This window comes from Ruegeria sp. A4 (assembly GCF_056543025.1).
Genome location: NZ_JBQGAW010000004.1, coordinates 112,708 through 129,684, shown reverse-complemented (window position 1 = coordinate 129,684; position 16,977 = coordinate 112,708). Strand labels below are relative to the sequence as shown.

General features: G+C 59.7%; 16 protein-coding genes. 6 read left to right on the top strand and 10 right to left on the bottom strand.

The features are described 5' to 3' along the window. Positions 1-21 precede the first annotated feature (21 nt). Positions 22-2,565 carry a TIGR02302 family protein gene (locus ACR0E2_RS13875; RefSeq protein WP_371813365.1) on the top strand — a complete coding sequence of 848 codons (2,544 nt, stop codon included), beginning with the start codon at positions 22-24 and terminating at the stop codon, positions 2,563-2,565. A 3-nt stretch (positions 2,566-2,568) separates the two neighbouring features. On the opposite strand, the gene ACR0E2_RS13870 is transcribed toward ACR0E2_RS13875, so the two are convergent. After that, positions 2,569-3,309, bottom strand: a complete 741-nt coding sequence (locus tag ACR0E2_RS13870; protein ID WP_171229795.1) for a zinc-ribbon domain-containing protein — start codon at positions 3,307-3,309, stop codon at positions 2,569-2,571. 182 nt (positions 3,310-3,491) lie between these two features. On the opposite strand from ACR0E2_RS13870, the gene ACR0E2_RS13865 reads away from it, so the two are divergent. The 4 genes from ACR0E2_RS13865 to ACR0E2_RS13850 are packed head-to-tail and all read left to right on the top strand — an operon-like array spanning position 3,492 to position 6,397. Further along, a complete protein-coding gene (locus ACR0E2_RS13865) occupies positions 3,492-4,169 on the top strand; it encodes a cell division ATP-binding protein FtsE (protein ID WP_480446790.1) in 678 nt (225 codons plus the stop codon). Continuing rightward, entirely contained in the window at positions 4,166-5,065 is a 900-nt protein-coding gene (locus ACR0E2_RS13860; protein ID WP_152456817.1) for a cell division protein FtsX, read from the top strand. Before ACR0E2_RS13865 ends, ACR0E2_RS13860 begins: the two co-directional genes overlap by 4 nt. Continuing rightward, a complete protein-coding gene (locus ACR0E2_RS13855) occupies positions 5,065-5,808 on the top strand; it encodes a lysophospholipid acyltransferase family protein (protein WP_171229793.1) in 744 nt (247 codons plus the stop codon). Before ACR0E2_RS13860 ends, ACR0E2_RS13855 begins: the two co-directional genes overlap by 1 nt. Then, on the top strand, positions 5,792-6,397 hold the full coding sequence (locus tag ACR0E2_RS13850; protein ID WP_480446789.1) for a pyridoxamine 5'-phosphate oxidase family protein: 606 nt from the start codon (positions 5,792-5,794) through the stop codon (positions 6,395-6,397). The genes ACR0E2_RS13855 and ACR0E2_RS13850 overlap by 17 nt, the downstream gene beginning before the upstream one ends. 20 nt (positions 6,398-6,417) lie before the next feature. Here the strand turns inward: ACR0E2_RS13850 and ACR0E2_RS13845 are convergent, their stop codons facing one another. Continuing rightward, positions 6,418-7,011: an NAD(P)H-dependent oxidoreductase gene (locus ACR0E2_RS13845; protein WP_480446788.1), complete on the bottom strand. Its 594-nt coding sequence runs from the start codon at positions 7,009-7,011 to the stop codon at positions 6,418-6,420. Between the two features lie 103 nt (positions 7,012-7,114). Between ACR0E2_RS13845 and ACR0E2_RS13840 the strand changes: the two genes are divergently transcribed. Next, positions 7,115-7,693 (top strand): TetR/AcrR family transcriptional regulator, encoded by a 579-nt coding sequence (locus ACR0E2_RS13840; RefSeq protein WP_480446787.1) that lies wholly within the window; start codon positions 7,115-7,117, stop codon positions 7,691-7,693. 165 nt (positions 7,694-7,858) lie between these two features. On the opposite strand, the gene lpdA is transcribed toward ACR0E2_RS13840, so the two are convergent. The 8 genes from lpdA to ACR0E2_RS13800 form a co-directional block, all read right to left on the bottom strand. Beyond that, positions 7,859-9,247, bottom strand: coding sequence for a dihydrolipoyl dehydrogenase (gene lpdA, locus ACR0E2_RS13835; RefSeq protein WP_480446786.1), 1,389 nt, complete (start codon positions 9,245-9,247; stop codon positions 7,859-7,861). 72 nt (positions 9,248-9,319) lie between these two features. Further along, entirely contained in the window at positions 9,320-9,589 is a 270-nt protein-coding gene (locus ACR0E2_RS13830; protein ID WP_152456823.1) for a hypothetical protein, read from the bottom strand. Positions 9,590-9,591: 2 nt separating this feature from the next. Beyond that, positions 9,592-11,106: a 2-oxoglutarate dehydrogenase complex dihydrolipoyllysine-residue succinyltransferase gene (gene odhB / locus ACR0E2_RS13825; protein ID WP_171726809.1), complete on the bottom strand. Its 1,515-nt coding sequence runs from the start codon at positions 11,104-11,106 to the stop codon at positions 9,592-9,594. 3 nt (positions 11,107-11,109) lie between these two features. Beyond that, positions 11,110-14,067: a 2-oxoglutarate dehydrogenase E1 component gene (locus ACR0E2_RS13820; protein ID WP_152456825.1), complete on the bottom strand. Its 2,958-nt coding sequence runs from the start codon at positions 14,065-14,067 to the stop codon at positions 11,110-11,112. Continuing rightward, entirely contained in the window at positions 14,064-14,606 is a 543-nt protein-coding gene (locus ACR0E2_RS13815; RefSeq protein WP_480446785.1) for a DUF805 domain-containing protein, read from the bottom strand. Before ACR0E2_RS13815 ends, ACR0E2_RS13820 begins: the two co-directional genes overlap by 4 nt. Further along, positions 14,603-15,100, bottom strand: a complete 498-nt coding sequence (locus tag ACR0E2_RS13810) for a DUF805 domain-containing protein (protein ID WP_480446784.1) — start codon at positions 15,098-15,100, stop codon at positions 14,603-14,605. The genes ACR0E2_RS13815 and ACR0E2_RS13810 overlap by 4 nt, the downstream gene beginning before the upstream one ends. A gap of 116 nt (positions 15,101-15,216) precedes the next feature. Beyond that, on the bottom strand, positions 15,217-16,098 hold the full coding sequence (sucD, locus tag ACR0E2_RS13805) for a succinate--CoA ligase subunit alpha (RefSeq protein ID WP_152456828.1): 882 nt from the start codon (positions 16,096-16,098) through the stop codon (positions 15,217-15,219). Positions 16,099-16,111: 13 nt separating this feature from the next. Further along, positions 16,112-16,939 (bottom strand): glycosyltransferase family 25 protein, encoded by an 828-nt coding sequence (locus tag ACR0E2_RS13800; RefSeq protein WP_171229785.1) that lies wholly within the window; start codon positions 16,937-16,939, stop codon positions 16,112-16,114. Between the last annotated feature and the right edge of the window lie 38 nt (positions 16,940-16,977).

The window sequence follows — 16,977 nt, the reverse complement described above, 5'->3', positions numbered from 1 at the left end:
GCCTAACCCCGGAGGCCCGTCTTGTCCGACCGTTCAAACCTGCCCATTCCGCGCCTGTCCGTGTGGCTGACTCATGTCGGCATGGTGGCAGAACAGGTGTTGCGCGCGTTCTGGCCGGCTTTCTCGATCGTACTTGTTCTGCTTGCGGCTTTGATGCTGGGGCTTCAAGACGTTGTTTCCGTGGAAATCGTCTGGGCAGTTGGCGCGCTGTCCCTGGGATTGTTTTTGACGGCCGCGGTGCTGGGCCTGAGGGGGCTCAAGTTGCCCTCGCGCGCCGACGTTTTGGTGCGGCTGGATGAGACCTTGCCGGGACGCCCAATTCAGGCCTTGATGGATGATCAGGCCATCGGTGCGGCCGATCGGGATTCCGTGGCGCTGTGGCAAGCCCACAAAGCCCGGATGGCGCAACGGGTCGCGACGGCCGGGGCCGTGAAGCCAGATCTTCGGCTGGCCTCGCGAGATCCTTATGCACTGCGCTACGCGGCGTTGCTGGCTTTTGTCGTGGCGCTGGTTTTCGGCTCGTTGTGGCGCGTGGGGTCGGTGGCGGACATGGCCCCGGGCACTGCCGCCGCCGGGCAGGGGCCGACTTGGGAAGGATGGGTCGAACCCCCGCGCTATACGGGCCTTCCAACGCTGTATCTTGCGGACCAAACGGATGCAGAGCTTGCCGTTCCCAAAGGCAGTCGCGTTACCTTGCGGCTTTATGGTGAGGTTGGCGCACATAGCCTGACGGAAAACAGCTCGGCCCTGGGGGCCGAGGCGGCGACCGACCCCGAGCAGGAGTTCGTGGCAGAACGCTCTGGCCAGTTGCGCATCGACGGGCCAGCGGGGCGGGAATGGGCCCTTGAGATCATTGACGACACGGCACCGCAGATCGCCGTGGCCGGATCGGCTGAGGCCGAAGCGGGCGGGCAGATGAAGCTGCCATTCGTCGCAGGAGATGACTATGGTGTGGTTTCAGGCTCTGCCCTGATCGAACTGGATCTGGCTGCCGTTGACCGCCGCTATGGTCTGGCGGCAGAGCCCGAGCCACGCGAAGCGATCGCGGTTGAACTGCCTATGCCGATCACCGGCGATCGGGCGGATTTTGCAGAAGATCTGATCGAGGATTTCTCGCAACACCCATGGGCGCATTTGCCGGTCCGGATCACCTTGATGGCCACGGACGCGGCGGATCAGCAATCGTCTTCCGAACCTTATGTGACCGACCTTCCGGCCCGTCGGTTCTTTGATCCGCTGGCCGCTGCGGTGATTGAACAACGGCGCGATCTGCTGTGGTCGCGGTCCAATGCGTCTCGGATCGCGCAACTGCTGCGGGCTGTATCGCATCTGCCAGAGGACCTGTTTCGTTCGGAAACTGCCTATTTGCGTCTGAGGGTCGTGCTGCGGCGGCTTGAGACCTTTGATCAATACGGGCTGAAACCCGAACAGCAGGCAGAGATCGCCCAGGCCCTCTGGGATCTTGCCGTGTTGATCGAGGACGGCACGCTTGCGGATGCGCTGGAACGGATGCGGCGTGCGCAGGAACGCTTGACCGAAGCAATGAAGAACGGCGCCAGCGACGAGGAAATCGCGGAACTGATGCAGGAATTGCGCGAAGCGACGCAGGATTACCTCCAACAGCTGCAACGGTTGGCTCAGCCAAACGGCGAAGATGGCGAGCGTCAGCAGGGCCAGAACGGCGAGTCCCTGCAAATGACGCAGGATGATCTGCAACGCATGATGGACCGCATTCAGGAACTCATGGAACAGGGCCGGATGGCCGAAGCCCAGCAGGCGCTGGAAGAGTTCCAGCAGATGATGGAAAACATGCGTGTGACTCAGGGCCAGGGCGGAGGGCAGCAGTCCGAAGGTCAGCAGGCCATGGAAGGTCTTGCGGAAACCCTGCGTGAACAACAAGGGCTGAGCGATCAGGCTTTCCGTGATTTGCAGGAACAGTTCAATCCGGGCGCTCAATCCGGTGAAAGCCAGGGCAATGAGGGGCGCAATGGCGGGCAAGGCCGGGGGCAAAGCCACGAAGGTCAGGGCGGTCAGGGGGAAGGCTCGGATCAGGCCGGCGAAGGCCAGCAGGGTCAAGGCTCACTTGCGGATCGGCAGCAAGCGCTGAGAGATGAGCTGAGCCGCCAGCAGCAGGGGTTGCCCGGTGCCGGTACGCCCGAAGGCGACGCCGCGCGCGAGGCGCTGGATCGGGCCGGGCGCGCCATGGACGAGGCGGAACAGGCCCTGCGTGGGGATGATCTGGCCGAAGCCATCGACCGGCAATCCGAGGCCATGGAAGCCCTGCGCGAAGGGATGCGTTCGCTGGGTGAGGCGATGGCGCAGAACCAGCAGAATCAGCCGGGTCAGGGAACGCAGGATGGCGACATGCAAGCCAACAACCGCGATCCGCTGGGCCGAAACCCGGGTGCCGCCGGTTCGATTTCAACAGATGAGAATTTGCTGCAAGGCGAAGACGTGTATCGCCGGGCGCGGGAACTGCTGGATGAAATCCGACGCAGAACCGGGGAATCGGACCGCCCCCAGATCGAGCTGGAATACCTGAAACGTTTGTTGGAGCGGTTCTAGACCTCAGTTCTGGGCACCGGATCCAGCCTGTGCTTCAAGCCAGATGCGCGCCTGATCTACAAGCGACACGTATGAGCTGAGCAACGGGTCGGCCTGAGGGACTGCTTCGCTGATCTGTTGGGCATTTCCATAGATCAGATACAGAACCACGCCGATGATCAGCATCAACGCGAAACCGCGTAGGAATCCGCCCGATTTGCGGGGTGGCTGCGGGACCTCTTCCGGCTCATCTGATCGCAGGGTCGAATTGATGGCTTCGACATCCGGCAGCGCGTCTTTCTGCCCGGCATCGACAGCGGTTTCCGAAGCCGAAGGCCGCTTGGGGCGCACCTTGGGTTCTGGCGGCGTATCCAGCCCCAGATCGGGTTGACTTTCGAGGCTGCTGCCTTCCTGCGCCCGCAATTCCGCTTCGCGGGCAGCTTCCTCTCTCAGAATGCTGGCGACGGACGGATCGACATTCCCGGTGGGCGCGGCGGGTTCATCAACTTCTGGCTTGTCTTCGGATACCGCTTCTTCAACAGGTTCCGGTTCAACGTCCTGCTGAGCGTCGACCACGTCGGGCGATGCGTCATCCTGTTCAGGGGTTTCCGCTTTTTCGTCCGGTGCCTCTGCGGCTTCGGCAGGGTGCTTCGCTTGGAACCAGGTCTGATCGCAATTGGAACACTGTACGTCGCGGCCTTCCTCGGGGATGACCTCGTCAGGAACCTCGTACTGCGCGCTGCAATTCGGACATGTAAGACGCATGCTGCCTCCTCGGCCGGGCGAAGGGCCGATAATAGTTTTTTCAGGAATGATATTCGGTTAAGACCCAACAGCAAAGAGCGTTTTCGGTTTCGCGGGTCAAGTGTCACCAATTGGACTCGGTAGAGCCATTGAAACCATCACCATGCTCGGGCAAGAAGAGCGGCAAAATAACGGGGGCACGTGTGATCGAGCTGGAAAATGTCAGCTACACCTATGGTGGCGGCGAATTGCTGAGTGATGTCTCGGTACAATTGCAGCCGGGTTCGTTTCACTTTCTGACCGGGCCTTCCGGGGCGGGCAAGACCACGTTGCTCAAGCTGTGCTATGGTGCCCTGCTGCCGAGCTCGGGGCGGTTGAGCGTGTTTGATCAGGATATTTCAACGCTTGATCGCGACCAGCTGGCCGTATTGCGTCGCCGCGTTGGTGTCGTGCATCAGGATTGTCAGTTCCTTGACCACATGACCCTTGCCGAAAACGTCGCGTTGCCGCTGATGGTGTCCGGGCGTTCGGAAACATCCGAGCAGGAAAACCTGACCGAGCTGCTCAGCTGGGTGGGTCTTGGCGCCAGGCTCGAAGCGCTCCCGCCTGAACTGTCCGGCGGCGAGCGGCAAAGGGCCGCTCTGGCGCGTGCCGTCATATTGTCGCCTGACGTGGTTTTGGCGGATGAGCCGACGGGCAATGTTGACTGGGAAATGTCGCAACGGCTGCTGCGTCTTCTGATCGAACTGAACAGGATGGGCAAAACCGTCCTGATCGCCACCCATGATCTGAGCCTGATCCGCGCGGCCAAAAGCCAGGTACAGGCCCGTGTCTTGCGTATTTCGCAGCGCAAGCTGCAACTGGCGGGGGTGGATCTATGATCAGTCCTGACCTCAGAAATCTGTTGCGCGGTGACAAACGGGCAGACCGGGTTGTTCCCCCAACGGGATACACGGCACACCTGACTCTGTTCGTCGCGGGTGCGATGGCGTTTCTTGCGGTATTCGCCCTGGCCCTGTCTCTGGCGTCGGGGCGCATTGCGGATCGCTGGGCCTCGGAACTGGCCGGAGCTGCAACCCTGCGCATCAACGCGCCAGCGGAACAGCGTGCAGCCCAGACCGAGGCGGCGCTTACCGTTCTGGGCCAGACGCCTGGCGTGGCCTCGGCCCGTGCTTTGACGCAGGAAGAGCAGGCGGCGTTGCTTGCCCCTTGGTTCGGGCCGGATCTGCCGCTGGATACGTTGCCCGTGCCGCAGCTTATCGAGATCATTGAAACCGAACCGGGCATCGACGTGGCTGGGTTGCGATTGCGACTGGGGGCCGAGGTGCCGGGCGCCGTACTGGATGATCACACGCGGTGGCGGGAGCCTTTGGTTGATGCGGCGATGTCCCTGCGTCGTCTGGGGTGGATTTCGATCCTGCTGATCGGCGGTGCGACCGCGGCCATGATTACTCTTGCCGCCAACGCGTCGCTTGCTGCAAATGCCCAGATCATCGAAGTGCTGCGCCTGGTCGGTGCACGCGATGGGTTCATAGCGGGCGCATTCGTAAGGCGGTTTACATATCGCGCATTCTTTGGGGCATCGGTCGGTACATTGCTGGGCATGACCGGTGTTCTGATGCTGCCCGAAGCATCGGAATCGGGTGGTTTTCTGGCTGGCGTCGGCTTTCAGGGCAAAGACTGGGCGTTGCCGGTTCTTATCCCGATCCTTGGTGCCATGGTCGCGTTTTTTGCCACCTGGGCCGCGGCCCGACGCAAATTGAAGGAGCTTTCCTGATGTTGATGGCTGTTCAATGGGTTCGGTCATTGATCTTCATGATCGTGATCTACGCCTGGATGCTGATCCTTGGCATCGTCTTTCTGCCCTATGCACTGTTTTCCAAGGCTGGCGCCCTGAAGGCGTGCAAGACCTACGCGCGCAGCACGATGTGGCTGGCTCGTTGGATGGTTGGCATTCGGTGTGAAGTGCGGGGTACGGTCCCAACGAACGAAGTGGTCATAGCCGCAAAACACCAGTCTTTTCTTGATATCATCATAATTTTTGATGCCATTCCACACGGCAAGTTCATCATGAAGCGCGAGCTTTTGTTTACGCCCGTCATTGGAATGTATGCGCGGCGACTTGGCTGTATTCCGGTCAATCGCGGCAAGCGCGGTGCCGCCGTGACCAAGATGGTCAAGGATGTGTCGAAAGAGTTTTCGGAACCCGGACAGCTTGTGATCTACCCGCAAGGGACACGTGTGGCGCCCGGTGCGAAGAAACCTTACAAGGTTGGAACAGCCGTTCTATACGAAGGGCTCGGCTTTCCCTGCGTTCCGGTCGCGACGAATGCCGGCGTCTTCTGGCCCCGAACGGGTGTCATGCGCAAACCGGGCCTTGCGATCGTCGATTTCCTCGACCCAATCGAGCCGGGTGTTGGCCGGGACGACTTCCTTGCCCGGCTGGAAGACGTGATAGAAACACGTTCCAACGAGTTGATGCTGGAAGTGGGGTTTGATCCGGATGGAGCACATTCGTGACATTGAAACGCTTGAATCTTTGTATGGTCGGCCCGGTGCTCCGTCCTTGCGAAAGGTCGTTCATCAACTGACGCCTCTCTATCGCAAGTGGATCCTTGCATCGCGCCTCTGTGTGCTCAGCACGGTTGGCCCTGAAGGTGTGGATGGCAGCCCTCGGGGCGATGATGGCCCGGTGGTTAAAGACCTGGATGCGAATACGCTGGCTCTGCCGGACTGGCGCGGCAACAACCGTCTGGACAGTTTGCGCAATATCGTGCGCGATCCGCGTGTTTCGCTGATGTTTCTTGTTCCGGGGTCCAACAACGTCGTTCGGGTGAACGGGTTGGCGCGGGTAACGGCGGATGAGACCCTGCGGCATCAATTCGAGAAGGCCGGCAAACGCCCAGCGACCGTTATCGTCGTTGAAATCGCCGAGATATACAGCCAATGTGCCCGTGCTCTGATCCGGGCGCGTATCTGGTCCAGCGGTGATGAAAGCGGCGATCTTCCCACGATAGGCCAGCTTCTGTCCGAGGCATCAGACGGCGTGGAAGACGGCGCGCAATATGACGAGGAATGGCTTGCACGCGCCGCAAAAACGATGTGGTAGATGTGGGGGTCGGCTGTGGTTCAAACCGCAGCGGCCCCGATCCTTGATACTTTTTCCACCCAGCGATCTACGCTGCCGGGCTTGGGATAGCTTGCACCGGAAAAATAGGTGAAACGCGTTGGTTTGAAGCCGACGAACCCAAGAATCTGGTCCCGTACCTGACGGATAAGCGCCTGCCGGTATATCAGGCGCATGAACCATCCCGGCGTGTCTGACGTCAGGATGACACGCGCGGTGCGCCCCGTCAGCATCGGGGCCGGAAACCCGATCTTGGTGGTGTTCCGTGTGTCAAAGGTTCGCCCCGGAATGAACATTCGGTCGATCAGTCCTTTGAGTTTGGCTGGAAGGCCGCCCCACCACATGGGGGTGGTCAGGACCAGATGGTCGCTCCACTCAAAGTCTTGCAGCACTTGTTCCAGAACCGGCTCAAGTGGTTTGAAGTCGTGATAATTGCCCTGACCGAAATCAAAATCGAATTGCAGATCGCTCAGATGAACCAACCGTACATCGTGCCCGTTTTCGCGGGCCGCGTCTCTGTACGTTTCGGCAAATGTGCGTGACAGGCTGCTTTCTGCGGGGTGTCCGTCAAGGATGAGAATCTTTTTCGGTTGCATCGGGTATCTCCTAAATAGTGACCGTGGTCAATTTATAGAATCAAAAAATGACCGTGGTCAATAAAAAATTTGACCACGGTCAGAAATTATGCGATTGAGCCATATGCAAAAGACAATTCAGAAACGTACGATCAAGACCCGCGCCAAGCTTCTCGCGGCCGCTGAAGAGGTCATCCGCAAAGGCGGATATGAAGCGTTACGGGTGGAAGAGGTCGTGAAGGCCGCTGGGGTCGCGAAGGGCACCTTTTTCGCGCATTTTCACGACAAGGATGCGCTGATGGAAATTTTGATCGCAGACAAGCTGAACGCCTGTCTGGATCTGGCCGAGGCCAGAACGCCACCCAAAACTGTCGCAGAAATCATCACTGCGCTGGAACCGGTTCACAGTTTCATGACGTCCGAGCGATATGTATTCGATCTGTTGATCAGGTATTCCGGTGCGACGGCTGTCGCCGAAATAGGACCGGTGGCCTATTGTTTTGAGCGATATTTCCGCGTCGTGATGCTGTGGCTCGAACATGCAGAGGTGCGCAAGGACGTGCCACCCGAGTTATTGGCCGAAGGTGTGCAGGCCTTTGCCATTCAGGCCATGTCACTAAGATTCTGCGCGTTGCATTCCGCGACGACTTTCACCGACAGGTTGGAGACCTATCTGGATGCCTGGGTGACCCCGACAGGCTGATCGCTGCCGGGGTCAAGGTTGTCAGCTGTGGATCGGGCCGTCGCCGCAGGCCAGTGCGGCCTCGCGGAAGGTCGGGTGCGCGTGGCAGGGTTTGACGTGGTTCGGCGCAGCCGATGAAAGGTCCGGTGGACCTTTCACGCGTCAAACGGGCGGAGCCCGACCTGCCTAGCTGTGGATCGGGCCGTCGCCGCAAGCCAGTGCGGCCTCACGCACGGCCTCGGAATAGGTCGGGTGCGCGTGGCAGGTCAGCGCCAGATCTTCGGCGGATGCGCCGAATTCCATCGCCACGCAGACCTCATGGATCAGATCGCCTGCTGCGGGGCCGATGATGTGGCAGCCCAGGATACGGTCGGTTTCCTTGTCGGCCAGGATCTTGACGAACCCGTCAGAGGCAAAGTTGGCTTTGGCGCGGCCGTTGCCCATGAACATGAACTTGCCGACCTTGTAGGCACGGCCTTGTTCTTTGAGCGTCGCCTCGGTTTCACCGACATTGGCGACCTCGGGCCACGTATAGATCACACCCGGAATGACACCATAGTTCACATGGCCATGCTTGCCCGCAACCTGTTCCGCGGCGGCCATGCCTTCATCTTCGGCCTTGTGCGCCAGCATCGGGCCTTCGATCACGTCGCCGATGGCGTAGATGCCCGGTACGTTGGTTTGCCAGTCCTTGCCCACCTTGATCTGGCCGCGCGGGGTTATCTCGACGCCCAGAGCGTCCAGCCCCAGACCATCGGAATATGGTTTGCGCCCAGTTGCCACCAGCACGGTATCGGCGTCGATCACATGCTCGCTGTCGTCCTTGAGCAGCTTGTAGGTCACCTTGGCCTTGGTCTTGGTTGCTTCGGTTTTCTGCACCGCTGCACCCATGATGAAATTCAGCCCTTGTTTCTTGAGGATACGCTGGAATGTCTTCTGTACTTCGGGATCCATGCCCGGCGTGATTTCCTTGAGGAATTCGATCACCGTCACCTCGGCGCCCAGGCGGCTGTACACCGAACCCAGTTCCAGCCCGATCACACCCGCGCCGATCACCACCATTTTCTTCGGGATCTTGCCCAGTGACAGCGCACCGGTTGAGGTCACAACGACTTTCTCATCCACTTCGACACCGGGCAGCGAGGACGGTTCGGAGCCTGACGCAATGATGATGTTCTTGGTTTCATGGATTTCATCGCCAACCTGAACCTTGCCGGCCGCAGGGATCGAGCCCCAACCTTTCAGCCAGTCGATCTTGTTCTTCTTGAACAGAAACTCGATGCCCTTGGTGTTGCCCTCGATCACCTCATCTTTATAGGCCTGCATCTGTTTCCAATCGACCGAAGGCGATTTACCCTTCAGGCCCATCTTGGCAAAGTTGTGTTCGGCTTCATGAAGCTGGTGTGAGGCATGAAGCAAAGCTTTTGACGGGATGCAGCCCACGTTCAGGCAAGTGCCACCCAGCGTTTCGCGCCCCTCAACCACAGCGGTTTTCAAGCCCAGTTGAGCGCAGCGGATCGCGCAGACATAGCCGCCGGGTCCGGCGCCGATTACGATGACGTCATAGTTTGCCATTACATTCTCCTAAACCGACCGGACGATCCGGCGCTTTCCCGACCCGATCTGGCGGGTCGGGAATATCTATTGTCAAACGGGTTCCAGCAGCTTGATCGAGATATGCGCAATGCCGCCTCGTTCATGGTGCATTGCCAATTCCTCGGATCCGAAAAACGCCTTGGCCTTGTCCAGGTTGATCACCTCGAACATCGCGATTGCATGGTCCTTCTGATCGGGATCGCGCCAGACATGCAGGTCGCGGATACCCGCGGCCTTGCGCATCGGCTTGTCCTCGCGGAACACTTTCAGCCAGGCGTCGAAATCGGCCACATCAGCCTGCCAGAGTACATGTGTCGCCATGGTTACAGATCCATCAGCAGGCGGCGCGGATCTTCAAGCGCCTCTTTCACGCGAACCAGGAAGGTTACCGCGCCCTTGCCGTCAACAATGCGGTGGTCATAGGACAGGGCCAGATACATCATCGGGCGGATCTTGATCTCGCCATTGATGACCATCGGCCGTTCCTGGATCTTGTGCATGCCCAGAATGCCCGACTGCGGGGGGTTCAGGATCGGCGAGGACATCAGCGAGCCGTAGACGCCACCGTTCGAGATTGTGAAGGTGCCGCCCTGCATCTCGGCCATCGAAAGCTTGCCATCGCGGGCGCGCTTGCCCTTTTCGGCGATGGCTTTTTCGATGGCTGCAAAGGACATGCTGTCCGCGTCGCGAATGACCGGAACCACCAGACCCTGCGGCGTGCCGGCCGCAACGCCCATGTGAACGAAGTTCTTGTAGACGATGTCGGTGCCATCGATTTCGGCATTGACCTCGGGCACTTCTTTCAGGGCATGGCAGCAGGCCTTGGTGAAGAAGGACATGAAGCCCAGGCGCACACCGTGCTTCTTTTCGAACTGGTCCTTGTACTGATTGCGCAGGGCCATGACCTCGGTCATGTCCACCTCGTTATAGGTGGTCAGGATCGCGGCGGTGTTCTGCGCATCCTTCAGGCGCTTGGCGATGGTCTGACGCAGACGGGTCATCCGTACACGCTCTTCGCGGGCTTCATCTTCGGCAGCAACCGGTGCGCGCGGAACCTGAGCAACGGGCGCCGGCGCAGCCGCCGCAGGTGCGGGGGCCGAAGCAGCCGCAACCGCCTTGGCTACATCTTCCTTCATGATGCGACCATCGCGACCGGTGCCGGTAACCTGATCGGCTGACAACCCGGCTTCGGCCATCGCCTTTTCGGCAGACGGCGCATTTGCAACATCCTTGCCGGTGCTTGCCGCAGCAGGAGCCGCCGCAGCAGCAGCCGGTGCAGGGGCTGCGCCTGCGGCCGCGCCCGAGATGACGGCCAGCTTTGCGGTTGCATCAACGGTTGCACCTTCCGGCGCGACGATTTCCGCCAGAACACCCGCAGCCGGCGCGGGTACCTCGACCGAGACTTTGTCGGTTTCCAACTCACACAGCATCTCGTCCTGCGCGACGCTGTCGCCAACTTGCTTGAACCAGGTTGAAACAGTCGCCTCTGTCACGGATTCGCCAAGCGTGGGCACCATCACGTCAACCGACCCGCCCGATGCAGAGGGTGCGGCCTCGGGGGTTGCTGCGGCTGTCGCCGGGGCAGGCGCGGCCGCACCTTCACCGGCAGCAATCGTCGCCAGCAGAGCATCGACACCAACCGTGTCGCCTTCGGCGGCCACAATCTCACCCATCACGCCAGCTGAGGGAGAGGGCACTTCGACCGTCACCTTGTCAGTCTCCAGCTCACACAGCATCTCATCCACGGCGACCGCATCACCGGGCTTTTTGAACCATGTTGCAACAGTGGCTTCGGTGACCGACTCGCCAAGCGTGGGAACACGAACTTCAATCGTCATCGCTTATTTTCCTTCGAGGCTCAGCGCTTCGTTAACCAGCGCTTCTTGTTGGGCTTTGTGTTGGCTGGCCAGGCCCGTCGCGGGCGAGGCCGAGGTTGCGCGACCGACATAAGCCGGACGGGTATGTTTCGCGCCGATCCGGGAAAGAACCCATTCGATATTAGGTTCGATAAAGGTCCACGCACCTTGGTTCTTCGGCTCTTCCTGACACCAGACCATTTCGGCATTCTTGAACCGTTCAAGCTCGTTGATCAGAGAATGCGCCGGGAAGGGATAGAACTGTTCGATCCGCATCAGATAAATGTCGTCGATGCCGCGAGCATCGCGTTCCTCCAGCAGGTCGAAATAGACTTTACCGGAACACATCACCACGCGTTTGATCTTGTCATCCGCGACCAGCTTGGTGTCGGAATTGCCCTTCTGGGCATCATCCCACAGTACCCTGTGGAAGCTGGATCCGGTGGTGAAATCCTCGGCGGTGCTGACTGCCAGCTTGTGGCGCAGCAGTGATTTCGGTGTCACCAGGATCAGCGGCTTGCGGAATGTCCGGTGCAGTTGGCGGCGCAGGATGTGGAAATAGTTCGCAGGCGTCGTGCAGTTCGCCACGATCCAGTTGTCCTGACCGCACATTTGCAGGAACCGCTCCAGCCTTGCCGACGAATGCTCGGGGCCTTGCCCCTCGAACCCGTGCGGCAGCAGACAGACCAGGCCGGACATCCGCAGCCATTTCGATTCACCCGAACTGATGAATTGGTCGAACATGATCTGCGCGCCGTTGGCGAAGTCCCCGAACTGGGCTTCCCACAGGACCAGCGCATTTGGTTCGGCCAGCGAGTATCCGTATTCGAACCCGAGCACTGCATATTCGGACAGCATCGAGTCGATCACTTCGTAATGCGACTGACCGGCGCGAATGTTGTTCAGCGGGTAATACCGTTCTTCGGTTTCCTGATGAACGAATCCGGAATGGCGTTGGCTGAAGGTGCCGCGCGTGGCGTCCTGACCTGCAAGGCGTACCGGGTAGCCCTCGGTCAGCAGGGATCCGAAGGCCAGCGCCTCACCAGTGGCCCAGTCAAAGCCTTTACCGGTTTCAAACATCTGTTTCTTGTGCTCAAGCAGACGACCAACCGTCTTGTGCATGGCAAATCCGCTTGGTGCGCGGGTAAGGGCATCGCCGATTTCAGCCATGGTTTCCGGCGTAATCGCCGTCTCGCCGCGCATGTATTCGTCTTTGTTCTTGTCAAGATGCGACCAGCGCCCATCCAGCCAATCGGCCTTGTTGGGTTTATAGTCCTTACCGGCCTCGAATTCGTCGTTCAGATGAGCCTGGAAGGCCGCTTTCATATCCTCGATCTCACCCTCGGGGATCAGGCCATCCTTGACCAGGCGCTCAGTGTACAAAGACAGCGTAGTCTTATGCGTCTTGATCTTCTTGTACATGATCGGGTTGGTGAACATGGGCTCGTCGCCCTCGTTGTGACCAAACCGGCGGTAGCAGAAGATATCCAGAACAACGTCCTTGTGGAACTTCTGGCGGAACTCGGTCGCTACCTTGGCTGCATGAACAACGGCCTCGGGGTCATCCCCGTTCACGTGGAAGATCGGTGCCTCGACCATCAGCGCGATATCCGTCGGATATGGGCTGGAGCGTGAAAAATGCGGCGCGGTGGTAAAGCCAATCTGGTTGTTCACCACGATATGCATTGTCCCGCCGGTGCGATGCCCGCGCAAACCGCTCAGGCCAAAGCCTTCGGCCACGACGCCCTGACCGGCAAAGGCTGCATCGCCGTGCAGCAGAATGGCCATGACCTTGGTGCGGTCCGTGTCGCCCAACTGATCCTGCTTGGCGCGGACCTTGCCCAGAACCACAGGGTTCACCGCCTCAAGATGCGACGGGTTCGCAGTCAGCGACAGGTGCACGCTGTTGCCATCAAACTCGCGGTCGCTGGAAGCACCCAGATGGTATTTCACGTCGCCCGAGCCATCCACGTCTTCGGGTTTGAAACTGCCGCCCTGAAATTCGTTGAAAATGGCGCGGTACGGTTTGCCCATCACATTGGCCAGAATGTTCAAACGGCCCCGGTGCGGCATCCCGATCACGATATCGCTGAGCCCGAGCGCGCCACCACGTTTGATGATCTGCTCCATCGCCGGAATGAGCGCCTCACCGCCATCGAGACCAAAGCGCTTGGTGCCCATGTACTTGACGTGCAGGAATTTCTCAAAACCTTCGGCCTCGACCATCTTGTTCAGGATGGCTTTGCGGCCTTCCTTGGTGAACTGGATTTCCTTGCCATAGCCCTCAATCCGCTCTTTCAACCATGCAGCCTCTTCCGGGTTCGAGATATGCATGTATTGCAGCGCAAAAGTACCGCAATAGGTTCGCTTCACGATCTCGACGATCTGCCGCATCGAGGCGACCTGAAGTCCCAGAACGTTGTCGATAAAGATCGGTCTATCCATATCGGCATCGGTGAAGCCGTAGGTTTTGGGGTCCAGTTCCGGATGATTGCTGGCCGCGCGCATGCCAAGGGGGTCAAGGTTGGCGGCCAGATGGCCCCGGATCCGATAGGCCCGGATCAGCATAAGCGCCCGCAGACTGTCCAGCACCGCGCGTTTGATCTGGTCATCGCTGACTTCGACACCTTTGTCGGCGGCCTTTTCCTTGATCTTCTTGCCTGCGGCCTTGGCGTCAATCTCGGCCCACTCGCCGGTCAACGCACCGGTCAGATCATCCGCTGGCATGGGCGGCCAGTCCGTGCGCGCCCACGAAGGCCCTTCGGCCTCGCGCTGCACATCAGGCGCGGCGTCACCCATGGCCTTGAAGAACTCGACCCAGGCAGCGTCTACCGCACCGGGGTTCTTGGTGTACTGCGCATAAAGCTGTTCCAGGTATTCGGCGTTATGCCCCTGCATGAAGCTCGAGGCATGAAAGGCAGTATTGGGCGAGTGTTCGGTCATTGGGCTACCTCATGTGGGTTGGGACCGTATTGATTGGTGCCTGGTTGACTGGGGCGGGTCAGCCACCACAGCACCAGGAGGGGCGACACCACCAGAACGATAAGTGTCGGGATGACGATCAGCAATGTTGCGCGGGTAAACAAAATGTCGAGCGTTCCGCCATGCTGGAAACTCGAGGCGATCCCGATACCAAAGATCAGGACGGCAAAGGCCCCAAGCACCAGCAGGATCGGCAGCAGAGCGTACAGCCCACTGCGCCCGGTATCGTGCATCCGCCGCCACGCAACGGCCAGATGCGGGAAGAAGACGATCAGGCCGACGATGCTCTGCACCGGAGCCGAGGACGTTGCGGTGACAGATTTCACCTCATCGCTTTCGGTGATCGCGACCTGAGTGAAGAACTGCCAGTCGATGATGCCGGCGATGATGTTCCAAATCACGATGAACAGGAAAAAGAACCAGTATTCGGGCCGCGAGGCACGACCTGACAAGGTGAAAAACTTGGAGAAACAGGTGCGTATGGCGTCGGAGAAGGTCATGCGAAGCCCTCTTCACGCGGCACCCCAAATCGATTTTTGTCTGGGTCGGAAGCAACCAGCATCAACCCGATAACATTGGACGCAACCAGCGCGCTTGTCACTATCGCGTTTAGGAACACTGGAACAAAAAGAAAGATGACCAGAAGAAACAGGAGAATCGGTCCGCCGATCAGCAACCCGAAGCCAAGAAAGACATGATACCCCAGCCAAAGGATAAATACTGTTGCGAACGGATAGAGCGCTTGATGCCCATCTTCGCCAGTATCCTGCAGCCGTCTGCACATTGCCGAAAGCAGGGGCAAAGACGCGGCGGTGATCACCAAAAGCCTCGAGGTGCCCCAGTTTACGAGAACGCTCCAGTCAAACAGTAATGCGGCGGAGATCGGCAAAACAATTGCAATAGGGGCAAACCACCAAAACTCAGAACGCGACGCTCTGCCCGAAAAGACAAATGTCTTTCGGATGCCGGTCGATATGGCTTGCTTTGGTCCCATCGTTACTGTTCCGCCCGGAATTGCCAAAGGCAAACTTCAGGATTGATGGGCGGGCGCGTCTCGCCCACCCCCGAGCCGGGCGTTGCCCCAAAAGCATATGCCCGGTTCTTGGTCACTTACCCAATCGCTTCCAGCACGGCTTCGCCCAGCTGCGCCGGGCTTTCGGCCACGACGATACCGGCCGAGCGCATGGCTTCGATCTTGTCTTCGGCGCCGCCTTTGCCACCGGCGACAATCGCGCCTGCGTGGCCCATACGGCGGCCTGGAGGGGCTGTGCGGCCTGCGATGAAACCGGCGGTCGGCTTCTTGCGGCCCTTCTTGGCCTCATCCGCCAGGAACTGCGCAGCTTCTTCCTCGGCCGAGCCACCGATCTCACCGATCATGATGATCGACTCGGTCTCGTCATCGGCCAGGAACCATTCCAGCACATCGATATGCTCGGTGCCTTTGATCGGGTCGCCGCCGATACCCACGCAGGTGGACTGGCCCAGACCCACATCGGTGGTCTGCTTGACGGCCTCATAGGTCAGGGTGCCCGAGCGGGACACAACGCCGACCGAGCCGCGCTTGTGGATATGGCCGGGCATGATGCCGATCTTGCAGGCGTCGGGTGTAATCACACCGGGGCAGTTCGGGCCGATCAGGCGGGATTTGCTGCCTTCCAGCGCGCGCTTCACCTTCATCATGTCCAGCACCGGGATGCCTTCGGTGATGCAGACGATCACTTCCATCTCGGCATCAATCGCTTCGAGGATCGAATCCGCAGCAAACGGCGGCGGCACATAGATCACGCTGGCATTGGCTTCGGTCACGTGCTTGGCCTCGTGGACCGAGTTGAACACGGGCAGGCCCAGATGCTCCATCCCGCCTTTGCCGGGGGTGACGCCGCCGACCATCTTGGTGCCATAGGCAATGGCCTGTTCGCTGTGGAATGTACCCTGCGAGCCGGTAAAGCCCTGACAGATCACTTTGGTGTTTTCGTCGATGAGGACTGCCATTTTGTCCCTTTCTCTAGGCGGTGTTGGATTGATTGGGTTCAGTCGCCGGCAGAACCTGCGGCGCATAGGTAATTTTCTCGAGCGTGGCACGTCCCAGGGCCAGGTTGGCCGTCGTGCGCAGGCCGCTGCTGATTTCAGCGATGCCACGCCTTACTTTTTGCCGGATCAGGGGCCAGCCTGTTGGCCGCGCGCGCGGCGCACCCATATTGTATTCGCCGGGCGCTTCGTTGCCCTGTTCGACCATGGCCGGGATCACCTGATAGATGTTGATCTGGCGCGCCGCCGGCGAGGCGGAAGGGTTGAACAACAAACCATCCAGCGTAATGTCAAAGGGTTTCTGGGCCAGGAAGTGCCGGGCCGCTTCGCGTGTCAGCGCATAAGCTGCACCACCGGGATGGCGCGAGCGCATCAGGCGCAGTTCCCGCCCCAAATGGGACAACCGCTTGCGTCCAAGTGCCACGTAAAGCTTCGTGCTGCGCCAGCGTTCGAACCGGACGATATCGGCATCTGCGGGCCACCATGAGGCATCATTCAGCCAGTCTGCCAGTTCCGGTGTCAGAAACACATCATCCTCAAGGATCAACGCCTGTTCCGCGCCCGAGGCGATCAGCACCTCCCATGCTTTGGCATGGCTGAGGGTGCAGGCCATGTCCTTGGTGTGGAAATAGCCCCACGGCCCCTCGGCCCGACAGTCGCGCAGGAAATCCTCACGGGTGGCGGCGTCGCAATCAACGGCATTAACGCGCGTCGCCGACAGGCCTGCCTTTTGCAGCTCCTGCTCCATCAAACGCGCCCGCCCTGTGGCGCGTTCAAGACCTATGAGGAAGATTGGGATGGTCATCAGATCGATTGCTTCTTTCGGCCTTGCGCGGCAGTGTT

Coding starts and splice junctions, on each gene's coding strand:
- ACR0E2_RS13870 (WP_171229795.1), bottom strand. CDS start 3,309: ATGCGTCTTACATGTCCGAATTGCAGCGCGCAGTACGAGGTTCCTGAC.
- ACR0E2_RS13860 (WP_152456817.1), top strand. CDS start 4,166: ATGATCAGTCCTGACCTCAGAAATCTGTTGCGCGGTGACAAACGGGCA.
- ACR0E2_RS13855 (WP_171229793.1), top strand. CDS start 5,065: ATGTTGATGGCTGTTCAATGGGTTCGGTCATTGATCTTCATGATCGTG.
- ACR0E2_RS13850 (WP_480446789.1), top strand. CDS start 5,792: ATGGAGCACATTCGTGACATTGAAACGCTTGAATCTTTGTATGGTCGG.
- ACR0E2_RS13845 (WP_480446788.1), bottom strand. CDS start 7,011: ATGCAACCGAAAAAGATTCTCATCCTTGACGGACACCCCGCAGAAAGC.
- ACR0E2_RS13840 (WP_480446787.1), top strand. CDS start 7,115: ATGCAAAAGACAATTCAGAAACGTACGATCAAGACCCGCGCCAAGCTT.
- lpdA (WP_480446786.1), bottom strand. CDS start 9,247: ATGGCAAACTATGACGTCATCGTAATCGGCGCCGGACCCGGCGGCTAT.
- ACR0E2_RS13830 (WP_152456823.1), bottom strand. CDS start 9,589: ATGGCGACACATGTACTCTGGCAGGCTGATGTGGCCGATTTCGACGCC.
- odhB (WP_171726809.1), bottom strand. CDS start 11,106: ATGACGATTGAAGTTCGTGTTCCCACGCTTGGCGAGTCGGTCACCGAA.
- ACR0E2_RS13820 (WP_152456825.1), bottom strand. CDS start 14,067: ATGACCGAACACTCGCCCAATACTGCCTTTCATGCCTCGAGCTTCATG.
- ACR0E2_RS13815 (WP_480446785.1), bottom strand. CDS start 14,606: ATGACCTTCTCCGACGCCATACGCACCTGTTTCTCCAAGTTTTTCACC.
- ACR0E2_RS13810 (WP_480446784.1), bottom strand. CDS start 15,100: ATGGGACCAAAGCAAGCCATATCGACCGGCATCCGAAAGACATTTGTC.
- sucD (WP_152456828.1), bottom strand. CDS start 16,098: ATGGCAGTCCTCATCGACGAAAACACCAAAGTGATCTGTCAGGGCTTT.
- ACR0E2_RS13800 (WP_171229785.1), bottom strand. CDS start 16,939: ATGACCATCCCAATCTTCCTCATAGGTCTTGAACGCGCCACAGGGCGG.